Consider the following 13,620-nt stretch of genomic DNA (forward strand, 5'->3'; position numbering starts at 1 on the left):
TTCATACCGTATATTGTCTGGTTTTTTAATTATGGAAGGAGAGGCAATATGTACTACAACCCTTTTTATTATCCGGTTGTTCCTCCCATGCCGGTATACTCGACATATACCGTTAACTATCCAATCCCTCGTATGTATCCCCCAGTCGATACGAAAATCTTTGAAGGGTCGGTGAAATCGTTTCGGCTGTTAATGGCACAAGGAAGTATCTTGTTAGATCGGTTAGGAAATGCCGCGTTTGCACAAAAAGTAATGAGTTCAGCACAGCAAGGAAAAAATACCGAAGTGGATCAATTAATTAAAACAATCGGTCTAAAAGTCCCTGTTATAACTAAATTTACACCGACTGGCGTAAACTTCACCCTAACGACGCAAGCTACACATCAGCAGCCGGTGAACTGCTGCACCTTAACAGTTGCAATGAAGTGGGGGCAATAAAACGGCTCAATTTATTCAATTTTTTTTAGACTAGCTGACTCTCAAATTAAAAGAGTCAGCCATTTTTTTCTTAACGTCTTATCCAAGCCCAAATCGAATATGGTAAAAGAGACCTCTGGAGTTTCCCCCCTATTTTTATCGGGCAGTTGGGTGTACAATGAATGTTATGTTTTAATAAGTTAATAGAGCAAAGGAGTATAAAGATTTGAAGGAAACAACCTATAAATATCAAGAACAATCTCTATTTAGTATTTCTTGGCCGCTTTTTATTGGACTCTCCTTGCATATGGGAATCGGCATTATCGCGACCTTTATGCTTGGTCATTATTCGGATTCAGCGGCAGCCGGTGTAGGGGTTGCCAATCAGCTATTAAATATATTTATTCTCGTCTTTAACGTCACTTCAATTGGAGGAACGGTCTTAATCAGCCAAAACCTCGGTGCCGGCCGCTTAAAGGACGCTAGACAGTTAGGGCGCACGGTATTTGGACTGAACGTTTGGTTCGGCATCTTTGTGTCATTCATCGTTTTCTTCTTCGGTGAACAGCTTTTACAACTATTTGATATCCATGGAAAAGTATATGACTACGGACTGACCTTTCTTCGTATATGCGGAATCTCGCTCTTTTTTGAATCCATTTCTCTTGCATTAAGTGCTATCTTACGGAGCCATGGCTATACAAAAGAATCAATGTTCGTAACGATGATGATGGATTTTATCAGTATAGGCGGCAATATCCTTGCTATAACAGGTATATTCGGTTTACCTATTACCGGTGTCACGGGTGTGGCCTGGGCCATTGTGGCTGCGCGTGCTTTTGCGGTTTGTGCTTTAATTTATCTTGTATATAACCGGCTGGCATTGAAGCTGGAAATAAAAGATGTTATGACTGCTAAAAAGGAAGATATTAAAGGGCTGCTGGCTATTGGCATCCCGTCAGCGGGAGAGAATCTTTCCTATCAGTTTTCACAGCTGATTATTACTAGCTTTGTAGTTTCAATGGGTACTGCTTCCCTCGCAGCCCGTGTATATGTATTAAATATAAACTATATTTGTTTTCTTTTTACGGTGGCAATTGCCCAAGGGACGCAGTTGTTAGTTGCCCGGTACATTGGCGGCAGGCAGTTTGACCGGGCTTTAAAGCGCGGCATTCGGACCTTAAAAATTGCCATGGCTGCCTCCACCTTAACATCGCTGATTATCGCTTTGATTGGGTCGCCTATTTTAGAAACTTTTACAAAAAATCCTGAAATTATCGCTGTTGGCCTTCCAGTCTTATGGGCCATTGTTTTTGTAGAACCTGGCAGGGCGATGAATATCGTTTTGATGAGTTCACTTAAATCGGCTGGCGATGTTCGTTTCCCAGTGGTCATTGGTGTCTTGTCGATGTGGGGAATTGCCGTTTCTCTTAGCTACCTGCTTGGAGTACACTATGAACTAGGTTTATTAGGTGTGTGGCTTGCACAGGGTGCTGATGAATGGCTGCGCGGCTGTTTTGCTTTAAAACGCTGGTTAATGAAACCATGGGAGCGCCGCAAAGTAGCAAAGGCAGAAATTTCAATATAAAAAAGTGGCAGTCAGTTAATAAAACTGGCTGCCACTTTTTGTAGTTAAAAGATAGGTTTCCATTTGGCCGGCGGGTATTGGCTTACTGAATAGATAGCCCTGACCGATTTTGCATTGATTATTTCTTAAAAAATAAAGCTGTTCCTTTGTTTCAATCCCCTCGGCAATGACGGTAAAATTCATATTCAACCCCATATCAATAATGGTTTTTACCATAATCCCTTGATTGGAATGGGAAGTTATGTCATCAACAAAGGATTTATCAATCTTGATTTTATCAATCGGTAAATGCTTCAAATAACTTAACGAAGAATAGCCTGTTCCAAAATCGTCAATGGAGATTAGGATCCCCCGTTCTTTTAACTGATTTAGGATAATCGTGGAATTCTCCAAGTTTTGCATAATACTTTCCGTGATTTCTAGCTCCAATTGATATCCTTTTAGACCTGTATGTTCTAGAACTGTCCCGATATACTTTAAAAATAAGTCATCCTCAAATTGACGTACTGAAACATTGACAGCAATCGGAACTTGATCTGAGAGGCCAACTTTCTCCCATAATTTTCGCTGACGGCAGGCTTCTGCTAGCACCCACTTCCCGATTGGGACAATTAAACCAGTCTCTTCTGCTAGTGGAATGAAATCGGCAGGAGAGATAAATCCATGGTCAGGATGTTCCCAGCGAATTAATGCTTCGATTCCAACTAACTCCCCTGTAGACAAGGATAATTGCGGCTGATAGTGAAGGATAAACTGATGATTTTCAAGGGCCTTTCTTAAGCCATTTTCAAGCTCCATTTTTCGAACGGAAATACCATTCAGGTTGGAAGAATAGAATTTAAAATTGTTTTTCCCGCGTTCCTTCGCTTGATACATTGCTGTGTCAGCATTCTTAATTAAGGTTTCCTCGTCCAAACCGTCTGTTGGATAAAGACTGATGCCAATACTTGGGGTAACAAAGAATTCTTGATTATTCACGACCAACGGCTTTGTAAACACCAGCAAAATGCGCTGGGCAGCTTCTACGGCTTTTATTTTATTAACATTTTCAAATAAAATAATAAACTCGTCCCCGCCCTGTCTTGATACTAATCCATCTTTATCAACCACTTGTTTTAACCGATCCGCAACCTCCTTGAGAATCAGATCCCCAACTGTATGACCTTTGGTGTCATTAATAATTTTAAATCTATCTAGATCAATGAATAAAACAGCCAATATCTTCTTGCTTTCTAAATGATTCAATACTTCGTTAAGATGCAGACGAAATCGGTTTCGATTGGGCAATCCTGTTAATGTATCATGATAAGCCATATTTTTAATTGTTTCTTCTGTCCGTTTTCGATCTGTAATATCTCTTCCAACCACCTGAACAGCAAATCTGCCTTCAAAATAGATAGGGGCAGATGCTAATTCCACATCGATCGTATTTCCAGTTAATTGTTTAACTTGACATTCGAGCCTTACTTGTTGGTTGCGTAATTTTGCCCCCTTAATTTTAAAGGCATCAACAATTTCTTCAGGTACAAATTCCAACGGTGATTTCCCAATCAATTCTTCAGGATTCTTAGCTCCAACTAGCCTGCAACCTGCTTCATTTATATATTCAATGGTATTTTGACTAACAACAGCAATGATATCCGGAGACATTTCCACTAGACTCCGATAGCGGTCTTCACTTTCTTTGCGGTCTGTTATATCAAATAATACACTATTAAAATCAACAAAATCTCCCTTTTCATCAAGTGTTGGAAAACCTCTGTCCTGAATCCAGCGGACCTCACCATCCGGGCGAATAATCCGATATTCACTCGTGACGGTCTCGCCTCTTGCTAACCTTTTCGACCTATCAGTCAAAAGATAGACATCCTCTGGGTGAATTACCTTTTTCCAAAGATCCATATCTTTATAAAAATCTATATAGGAGTACCCATAGAGTTTTTCAATTCCTGGGGTAATTAACAGGGTATCAGACTTTAAATCATGAGACCAAATTGCCACATCCAGCGTATCAAATATGTTTTTTAGCTTTTGTTTGTTTTGCAGGGATTCTTCATCTTTACCCCTCAGTTCTTTAAAGGTTATATACAAAAGAGGCAACGCTCCAATAAGCGTGATAATAGCAGCCAATTTAACAAAAAGCACGGATGGGAAAAATATAGAGATTGAAATTTCCAATAGCATGATAAAGAAGAATAGACTATAAATAATCTTCAATTGTAGTTGAATGCTTATCTTTGACGCCGCCATTTAATTTCTCCCTTGTTCCAATCATTTGACTCATGAATGATTCTTCTATGTCTATCATTAAAATAACAAAAATCGACATAATTAACAATCGTCGCTTCTTCCTAAATGTAAACGGATTCATTGTTGCTTCTGGCATTTACTTGTTTATTTTTAATAAGATGATCCGCACGTTCAATAGTTTGCCATAACATTTCGAACAAACTTTGAACTTATCACTATAGCCATGTTTTTAAAGTGAAAAAGGGAATATAGTAGAACCATAAAGAACAAACAAAATTTGAAGGGCGGAATCATTTATGTTTAACAAATTTTTAAGAGAAAATAAAATTGCTTCTTATATCCTAACCGTATTACGTTTATACCTTGGCTACTCTTGGTTTACTGCAGGTCTTGGAAAATTAACAAGCGGCGGCTTTGATGCTTCTGGATTCTTAAAAGGCGCGATCGCTAATCCCGTTAAAGGACCAGACGGCGCAATTGTATTTGGTTGGTATGTTGACTTTTTAAAACATTTTGCATTACCAAACGTTGATGTATTTAATGTGATTGTACCTGTTGGCGAAACTTTAATCGGTTTAGGCTTAATTCTTGGATGCTTAACAACTACTGCCATGTTCTTTGGTCTAGTGATGAACTTCTCTTTCTTCTTAGCGGGAACTGTATCTCATAACCCTAGAGACATCTTCTCAGGCTTCATCATTCTAACAGCTGGCTATAATGCCGGTAGAATAGGTTTAGATCATTGGGTGGTTCCTTTCTTCAGAAAAATGGGCAACAAAAATACAAGTCCTGAAAAAACAAAAGCAACAGTGTAAAGTATATAAAGAACAAAAGCAACAGTGTAAAGTATATAAAGAACAAAAGACGATTCGGATATCCGAATCGTCTTTTGTTCTTTAAAAGGCCTCCTATTACTTCAACAAATATACCCTAGTTTCATAAGGCTTGAGGGTAAATTCTCTTCTTAATTTCTTGTCTGTTACCTCATAATTGTTTAATACCAATTCAGAAACAGAATAGGAGACACTTGTTGGCACCTTAAATCTTATTGATTTTTCACTAAAATTGTTAATTACAATCGCTTTACGGCCTCCAAGACGACGAGTGTAAACAAATAACTGCTTGTGATTAGGTAATAACAATTCATAGGTTCCATAAACAAACAGCGGGTTATCTTTCCGCAACTGAATCAACTTTTTATAAAAAGATAGAATTGAGTCAGGATCATTTATTTGAGACTCAACATTAACCTCTTTATAGTTTGGATTTACCCCTAACCATGTTTGATTAGCAGTCGTAAATCCTCCCATATTGGAAGCGTCCCATTGCATCGGAGTCCGAGCATTGTCACGGCACTGTTTCCAAATAATCTCCATAATCTCATCGTGGGAACGGCCTTTTGCCGTTTCCACTTTGTAATAGTTAACCATTCCAACATCATTATAATCTTCAATCGATGGGAACTGGACGTTAGTCATCCCAATTTCCTGACCTTGATAAATAAACGGTGTACCCTTCATCAGAAAGTATAACGCACCCAACATTTTGGCGCTTTCTTTCCAAAGCTTGCGGTCATTACCCCAGCTAGAAACCCGGCGCGGCTGGTCATGGTTTTCAATGAATAAGGCGTTCCATCCCTTGCCTTCTAATCCTTTCTGCCATTTGGTCAGATTCTTCTTCAATGCACGTACATCCACACGGTCATCTGCATCCTTATCCCAGAGACCCAAGAATTCAAATTGGAAGATCATATTGAAGTACCCGTTGTCTTCACCGACCCATTTATCCGCATCGTCCAACCCAACACCGTTAGCTTCCCCAACCGTCATAATGTCGTAGTTTTTAATCGTTTTTTGTGAGAATTCGGTTAGGAATTCATCAATCCCTTCCACGTTCATCATTTTCGGAAAGCATGGGACAAAGTCTAGATTCTCAGGGTTCGGCATATCGGGGAATCCCGGTTCTTTTTTTATGTGAGAAATCGCATCCACACGGAATCCATCTATTCCCTTATCGAGCCACCAATTGACCATGTCATATAATGCATTTCTGACCTCAGGGTTTTCCCAATTTAAATCCGGCTGGCGTGGTGAAAAGATGTGCATGAAATATTGTTCAGTTTCTTTATCATATCTCCATGCCGGCCCACTAAAAATGGATTCCCAGTTATTTGGTGCCTTTAAGCCTTTTCCATCTCGCCAAATGTACCAATCGCGCTTTGGATTATCCTTGGAAGAGCGGGACTCAATGAACCAAGGATGCTCGTCACTTGTATGATTAATAACCAAATCTAATATTAATTTCATCCCGCGTTGATGGACACCTTCAAGGAGCTCATCAAAATCTGCCATCGTTCCAAACTCGTCCATAATATCTTGATAATCGGAAATGTCATAGCCATTATCATCATTGGGAGATTTGAACATTGGCGATAACCAAATCACATCGATGCCAAGCTCTTTTAAGTAATCTAACTTGGAAGTTACACCCTTTAGATCGCCAATCCCGTCACCATTGCTGTCCACGAAGCTTCTAGGATAAACCTGATAGGCCACGCTTTCTTTCCACCACTTTTTATTCATATGGCACCTCTAATTCTTAGATGTTTTTCTTAGGAGTTATACCCACCACATTTGCGAAACAGGCTGCTCAATTAAGACAGATTTCAAATTGTTTACAGCTCGAGTAAATCCTTCCTCTATCGACATGATTGGATCTTCATGCTCGATACTAACGACATAATCATAGCCAAATGTGCGAAGGGCGCTCATCATGTCAGACCATTCTTTTAAACCATGTCCACAGCCAACCGAACGGAACGTCCACGCCCGCGAACGTACTTCTCCATATGGCTGCATATCTGTTAACCCATACATATTCACATTTTCTTGATCAATGTATGTGTCCTTTGCATGGAAATGATGGATTGCATTTTCTTTTGCTAAAATCTTAATTGCAGCTACAGGGTCAATTCCTTGCCACCATAAGTGACTTGGGTCTAAGTTAGCTCCAATCGCATCACAGGTTTCTTCACGTAATTTTAACAACGTATATGGGGTATGGACTAAAAAGCCGCCATGTAGTTCAAGACCGATTTTGACATTGTTTTCTTTCGCATATTGGCCAACTTCTTTCCAATAGGGAATCAGTTTTTCTTCCCATTGCCACTTCAGGACGTCACCATATTCATTTGGCCATGGAGTAACAGGCCAGTTAGGATACTTTGCTCCTTCGTGGTCGCCCGCTGTACCTGAAAAACAGTTTACAACTGGTACATTCAATAAAGATGCCAATTTAATTGTTTTTAAAAGTGTTTCATGTGAGCTTTGAGCAAATTCTTTTTCAGGAGAAATTGGATTGCCATGGCAGCTGAACGCACTAATGATTAATCCGCGTTCCTCCACTTTTTGGATATATTCACGTCTTGCATTTTCGTCTTCTAGCAGTAAATCTAAATCGCAGTGATTGTTTCCAGGGTAGCAGCCGGTTCCAATTTCAACTGCATTTAAGCCCGCTTTTTGAACAGTATCCAACATTTCCTCGAATGTTTTTTCAGCAAATAATACAGTAAAGACGCCTAGTTTCATATTAATTTCTCCTCACTTTTATTAACGTTATATCTATCACACTAAATAATAGTACAGAGTTGACCGCTATGCTTGCTGCCAACTCTAGTTTTTAATAGTTATCTTACTTTAACAATTTGCTTTGTTTCGTTTGACTTAAGTGCTCCTAGAATTACATCTAGTGACTTCATTCCTTCTTCACCAGTTACAGCAGGCTCTTCATCTAGCAGAATAGCATTTACAAAATGTTCGATGACATGGGTATTGTTTTGACCACCCGCATCATTTGATTGAATTTTCCCTAGTTCATATTTCACTACTTCGCCATTGCTATATTGAACAACAAGAGAATTTATTGGATCATCTTCTAAGCGAAGGATTGCCTTCTCACCGTAAATAATGGTAGAGTTATCTTCCTTGCTGGTATAAGCCCAGCTGGCGGCAAGTGTACCGATGATGCCGCTTTCTGTTTTCAATACACAAACGGCATTATCATCCACGTCAGCAAAATCCTTTGCATTCGTTTCAACAAAGGCACCTACTTCAACAATTTCTTCCCCTAATACATAGCGCAATAAATCTGTTTTATGGACACCTAAGTCACCCATAGCACCGACAAACGCTTTTTCTTTTTCGAAAAACCAGCTTTCTTTTCCGTCAACACTCCAGCCTTCAGGGCCGCCGTGACCAAACGCTGTACGGAAGCTGTAAATTCTGCCGGCTTCTCCGTTTGCAATCAACTGGCGGGCTTTTTGATGGGACGGAACAAAACGCTGATTATGACCAATCATTAATTTTTTGCCGTTTTTTTCAGCTGCTGCAATCATCGCTTCAGCTTCTTCTTTAGAGGTTGCCATTGGCTTCTCGCAAAGGACATGAAGACCTGCCTCTAAAGCAGCAATGGTGATAGGGGCATGGAGATAGTTTGGTGTACAAACACTTACCGCGTCCACCTCACCACTTTTCAGCAACTCGTTATAATCTGTGTAGGAAAGAACAGCGTATTTTTCGGCTACTTCGATTGCCCGCTCTTGATTGATATCGCAAACGGCTGTAAGCTCTACATTTGGATTTACTTGATATTCTGGTAAATGACGATGCTGGGCAATACTGCCGCAGCCGATTACGCCTACTCTGATCTTTTTCATATTAGTTTCCTCCCTTAATTTCCTCTAGTGGTTTGGCATTTCCGTATACCGGCCGTTCTCGTTTAACTGGCTGCGCCCATTTAACAGCGTTAATGATCACTCGCTGAATTTGTTGGTTATGATAGGTAGGATAGGTTTCATGACCTGGTCTGAAATAAAATACTTTTCCGTTTCCGCGCTTGTATGTACAGCCGCTGCGGAATACTTCGCCGCCTTCAAACCAGCTAGTGAAAATTAGTTCATCTGGCTGTGGGATATCAAAATGCTCCCCGTACATTTCCTCATGCTCTAACTCGATATATTCAGGGATTCCTTCTGTAATGGGATGACTCGGACTCACGACCCAAAGGCGTTCCTTTTCGCCCGCTTCGCGCCATTTTAAATCACAGCTTGTTCCCATTAAGGTCTTGAAGATTTTCGAAAAATGCCCGGAGTGAAGGACGATTAGCCCCATTCCATCAAGGACACGCTGGCGAACCTTCTCAACGATTTCATCGTTTACTTCATTATGAGCGACATGCCCCCACCAAACTAATACATCTGTGTTACTTAGAACATCATCCGTCAAACCATGTTCTGGCTCATCAAGGGTAGCTGTTCTTGTATCAAAGCCTTCAGACTTGAGGAACTCAGCGATGGCTCCATGGATACCTTTAGGATAAATATCCCTTACGACTGGATCTTTTTGTTCATGACGGTTTTCATTCCATACAGTTACGTTCAACATGTTTGGACACTCCTTCTCGTTGTTCACTTTATTTATTATTTTAGAGAATACCAGAATAATTGAAACTGCTTACATTGACAAATAGGGTGAAAAATATTGAACAAAATTATTTACTTATGAAATGTGGAAGCTTTGTTTTTAAATAATTGATACTAATTTCAATACTTTCAAGTGGTGTACGCCGGCTCACATCCTGCTCTACGACCCACCACTGAATATCAACTTGTTCACCCTTATTTAGCACAGCTTCTAGGTCAACGCCGCCTGTGCCAAGTTCAGCGAAGAATTGTTCGTCATCGGTCGTCATATCTTTCAAGTGAATTAACGGTGTTCGATTTTGATATCGTTCTATCCACTCTGCCGGCTTTTGACCCGCTTTAGTCAGCCAGTACACATCAAGCTCTGCCTTTACCATGTCAGGGTTTGTTTTATCAAAAATCGCTTCAAGTGCCATTCTGCCATCAGATAAGCGCTCAAGTTCAAAATCGTGATTATGGTAGCAAAGGGAAATCCCTTCCTGGCGACAAATCTCACCCGCATGTTCTAAAAACGAAATTAGGGCTATGTAGTCACTTTCACTGCGTCGATCTGGCATTAAATAGGGACATACGACATACTTACTTCCTAATATCTTTTGATCTTCAATTACCTGTGCCAGATTGTTTTCTAATTGGTCAAGCGGCACATGGCAGGCAGCTGTTTTAAGTCCAAGCTCATCTAATAACTCTTTTATTTCCATCGGAGTTAATCCATGGTAACCAGCAAGCTCAACACCATCAAAGCCAAGCTCTGCCACTTTTTTTAGAGTACCTGCAAAATCTTTTGCACTTTCTTCCCTTAATGTGAACATTTGTACCGCTACTGGAATTTTTCTCATTCTTAGTCCTCCATTTCTAGAAACCTAGCTTATTTGATTACATTTTATATTTTATTTCTACTACTCAACATAGATGATATAATTAAAACATCTACTATTCTGCTATCTTTTTCGAAGAGGAAAATTATGACCACAAACATACTTTTTTGCGGCTATTCCTATCATACAAAGGGATATCACTCTCAACATAAATCCGGATACCCGTCCTATCTTTTTCGACTACAAACAGAAGGGCTATGCGAGGTAGTCGTAAAAGGAACCAAAATGGAACTTAAGAAGGGCGATCTCCTTCTAATTAAACCAGGCGATCATTACGAACTACTTGTCAATGAAGGGCAAATTAGCGGAGACTATCACATCGGATGCGAGGGAGCCTGGCTCGACGAATGGTGGGACCGTTCCGCTAAGCCTCCCGTTTCCCGTATTGAATTGGATGAAAAGCTGCTGCTCCTATGGCGTCAGATTATAATTGAAAAAAGGCGTCCTGGTTCCAATCAGAATGAGGAACTTGCCGACTATCTAGTCCGAGCCCTTTGTTTAACGCTTGAACGTGCTGTTAGTGAAACAGTCCCTTCCTACCATTATCCATATCCAGTAACAAGGATGATGAGGTACATTGAGGAGCATGCGACAACCCAGTTTAAAGTCGAAGATGTAGCACGCCATTCAGGATTGAGTGTCTCCCGGTCGGTTCATCTTTTTAAAAGCAGTGTGGGAAAAACTATCATGGAATACACGCAGGAAATCCGCTTATCCGCTGCCCTTGAACGGATGAAGTACACTGCACTAACACTCGAACAAATCGCTGAAGACTGTGGTTTTGGCACCTATCCCTATTTCCATAGAGTGTTTAAAAAGAAGTATGGTGTTGCTCCTGGTATGTACCGCCGGCTTGAATAATATATGAAAAAGGCTAGAATACACCAGTTTTCTAGCCTTTTCCATTTCTTATTAACTAACTTAATTCAATTTTGAAGGTACAAGATCAAAGTCTTTAATGACTTGGTTAGTTTCGGCTGATTTAAAAATCGTTTCCATTAATCGTAGGACACGCAAAACTTCCTCGTTTTTCACGATTGGTTCTGCATTTCCTGCCACTACTGAAACAACATTTTCATAAAAGCTTTCCATTGTTTTTTCTACTTTAGGTAAATCAGATGTAGTCACAGCTTTTTCAGACGGAGGTGCCATTGTCTTCGTTAAGCCCTGTCCAGCTTTAATCGGTTTAGGGGCTTCTACTTCGCCCAGATTCTGAGTGACAATTTTACCATTAATATCCCAATCGTTAATGACTGCTGTACCTTTGGTTCCTTTTGTATACCAACGCGGAAGTTGAATGAAGTTGGATGTTCCAACCTCTATCAATGAAGTGATACCGTTTTCAAATGTGATAAACACCTGAAATCCGTCATCTACCTCGTCCCCCAAAATATAACTTAAATTAGCAAAGACACTCGTAATCTTACTATCAACCATAAATAAGAGCTGATCTAATAAATGGACACCCCAGTCAAGAAGCATCCCGCCGCCATATTCTTTCAAGTGACGCCAGTCTCCAGGAATACCATTTGCTCCTTGAACACGTGATTCGATATGAAAAACATCTCCGATGATCTGTTCGTCGTAAATCTTTTTCATCGTTAGGAAGTCTTCATCCCACCTGCGGTTCTGGTGGACAATAAAGGCACGGTCATTAATTTTTGCTGCTTCCATAATCTCAAGCAACTCTTCACTGTAAATAGTCACCGGCTTTTCACAAATTACATCCTTACCTGCGTTCAAAGCTGCGATGGCAATTTCTTTATGTACATCATTAGGGGTAGCAATTAGAACAAAATCAACAACATCGTCAGACAAAACAGCAGATAAACTTTCATAGACCTTGTAGCCATCTGCCAAAGAAGCTGTTCTTCTATCCTCAGATATGTCATAGGTTCCAACGACCTCAATGTTTTGGTTTTCTTTTAATAGCTTTGCATGATAGCTCCCCATACCACCATAACCAACAATAACTAAATGATAGTTTTTATTCGTCATCTTATTTTCTCCTTTTTTGCACCTATTCTCCTACAGGCATTTTTGGTATTTTCATAAACTTATAAAAACATTTCTTATTTGATTCCATCTTATTATGGATATGCGAATTAAAACATAGATTATATAGTTAAAAGATGAACTATTTTGCTATTATTCTTTAACTGAACCCGAGGTTAAACCGGATACAATCCTTCGTTGGAAGATTAACACCATAATAACCAGTGGAACACTTACTACAACTGTAGCCGCTGCAATCTCACCCCATGGAATGGTAAATTGTCCCTGGAACATAGCAATCCCAATCGGTACCGTCTTATACTTATCATCTGTATTGATGGTAAGGGCAAAAAAGAACTCATTCCATGCTGCAATGAAAACAAGGATAGCGGTAGTAAATATTCCTGGTACTGCAAGCGGCATGATGACCTTCCAAAAAGTTTGCATTAAAGTAGCTCCGTCTATTTTTGCCGCTTCTTCAAGATCTAGCGGTATTTTGCGGAAAAAGGTTACTAATATCCAAATAGACAACGGCAGCGTAAAGGTTGAATAAGGAATAATCAATCCTAAATAGGAATTGGTGAGTCCAAGGTTCTTTAAAAAGATATAAATTGGTGTAATGGTTGCGATTTGTGGAAACATCGAGACAGATAGTACAATCCCAAGAATAAAAGTTTTTCCTTTAAATTGAAGCCTCGCAATGGCATAAGCAGCAAATGACGCAACTGTAACGGCATACACAGTTGTAATAGTTGAAACCACCGTACTATTCCATAAATATCTTAAAAACGGATGATCAAAGAAAACGGATTTATAATTTTCCATTGTCGGATGGGAGGTGTAGGGAGTAAATGCCTTGTCCCCGAACAATTCAGTAGCTGGTTTTATTGAACTAATCAGCATCCATAAAAATGGAAACATTACAACAAATACAAACACGATAAGAAACACATAAAAGAATGGGCTTGCTTTTTTCTGCATGTTAAAATTCCCCCCCTAAAAAATGGTGTACT

12 protein-coding genes are annotated in these 13,620 nt (G+C 39.8%); 4 read left to right on the top strand and 8 right to left on the bottom strand.

Going from position 1 to position 13,620, the window contains the following annotated elements; genetic code table 11:
- The first annotated feature begins 48 nt into the window (after window positions 1-48).
- Window positions 49-438, top strand: a complete 390-nt coding sequence (locus COD92_RS10090) for a YuzC family spore coat inner layer protein (protein ID WP_098527390.1) — start codon at window positions 49-51, stop codon at window positions 436-438.
- Between the two features lie 205 nt (window positions 439-643).
- Window positions 644-2,005, top strand: coding sequence for an MATE family efflux transporter (locus COD92_RS10095; protein WP_098996251.1), 1,362 nt, complete (start codon window positions 644-646; stop codon window positions 2,003-2,005).
- A gap of 15 nt (window positions 2,006-2,020) precedes the next feature.
- Here COD92_RS10095 and COD92_RS10100 read toward each other — a convergent pair whose 3' ends face one another.
- Window positions 2,021-4,255 (bottom strand): sensor domain-containing protein, encoded by a 2,235-nt coding sequence (locus COD92_RS10100; RefSeq protein ID WP_098996252.1) that lies wholly within the window; start codon window positions 4,253-4,255, stop codon window positions 2,021-2,023.
- A 296-nt stretch (window positions 4,256-4,551) separates the two neighbouring features.
- Between COD92_RS10100 and COD92_RS10105 the strand changes: the two genes are divergently transcribed.
- Window positions 4,552-5,070 (top strand): DoxX family protein, encoded by a 519-nt coding sequence (locus COD92_RS10105; protein ID WP_098996253.1) that lies wholly within the window; start codon window positions 4,552-4,554, stop codon window positions 5,068-5,070.
- Between the two features lie 96 nt (window positions 5,071-5,166).
- On the opposite strand, the gene COD92_RS10110 is transcribed toward COD92_RS10105, so the two are convergent.
- The 5 genes from COD92_RS10110 to COD92_RS10130 form a co-directional block, all read right to left on the bottom strand.
- Window positions 5,167-6,837, bottom strand: a complete 1,671-nt coding sequence (locus tag COD92_RS10110; protein ID WP_098996254.1) for a glycoside hydrolase family 13 protein — start codon at window positions 6,835-6,837, stop codon at window positions 5,167-5,169.
- A gap of 36 nt (window positions 6,838-6,873) precedes the next feature.
- Window positions 6,874-7,842 carry a sugar phosphate isomerase/epimerase family protein gene (locus tag COD92_RS10115; protein WP_098996255.1) on the bottom strand — a complete coding sequence of 323 codons (969 nt, stop codon included), beginning with the start codon at window positions 7,840-7,842 and terminating at the stop codon, window positions 6,874-6,876.
- Window positions 7,843-7,940: 98 nt separating this feature from the next.
- Window positions 7,941-8,969: a Gfo/Idh/MocA family protein gene (locus COD92_RS10120; protein WP_098530814.1), complete on the bottom strand. Its 1,029-nt coding sequence runs from the start codon at window positions 8,967-8,969 to the stop codon at window positions 7,941-7,943.
- A 1-nt stretch (window position 8,970) separates the two neighbouring features.
- Entirely contained in the window at window positions 8,971-9,696 is a 726-nt protein-coding gene (locus COD92_RS10125) for a ThuA domain-containing protein (protein WP_098996256.1), read from the bottom strand.
- A gap of 106 nt (window positions 9,697-9,802) precedes the next feature.
- The gene (locus COD92_RS10130) at window positions 9,803-10,573 is read right to left on the bottom strand and encodes a sugar phosphate isomerase/epimerase family protein (RefSeq protein ID WP_098530816.1); all 771 of its coding nucleotides are present in this window, start codon (window positions 10,571-10,573) and stop codon (window positions 9,803-9,805) included.
- 126 nt (window positions 10,574-10,699) lie between these two features.
- Here COD92_RS10130 and COD92_RS10135 point away from each other — a divergent pair, with 126 nt between their 5' ends.
- Complete coding sequence (locus tag COD92_RS10135; protein ID WP_098996257.1) at window positions 10,700-11,473, top strand: AraC family transcriptional regulator; 774 nt, start codon at window positions 10,700-10,702, stop codon at window positions 11,471-11,473.
- A 60-nt stretch (window positions 11,474-11,533) separates the two neighbouring features.
- Here COD92_RS10135 and COD92_RS10140 read toward each other — a convergent pair whose 3' ends face one another.
- Both COD92_RS10140 and COD92_RS10145 read right to left on the bottom strand, forming a co-directional pair.
- Window positions 11,534-12,610 (bottom strand): Gfo/Idh/MocA family protein, encoded by a 1,077-nt coding sequence (locus COD92_RS10140; RefSeq protein WP_098530818.1) that lies wholly within the window; start codon window positions 12,608-12,610, stop codon window positions 11,534-11,536.
- A gap of 150 nt (window positions 12,611-12,760) precedes the next feature.
- Window positions 12,761-13,588, bottom strand: coding sequence for a carbohydrate ABC transporter permease (locus COD92_RS10145; RefSeq protein ID WP_098530819.1), 828 nt, complete (start codon window positions 13,586-13,588; stop codon window positions 12,761-12,763).
- Between the last annotated feature and the right edge of the window lie 32 nt (window positions 13,589-13,620).

The organism is Bacillus sp. AFS037270, from assembly GCF_002585305.1.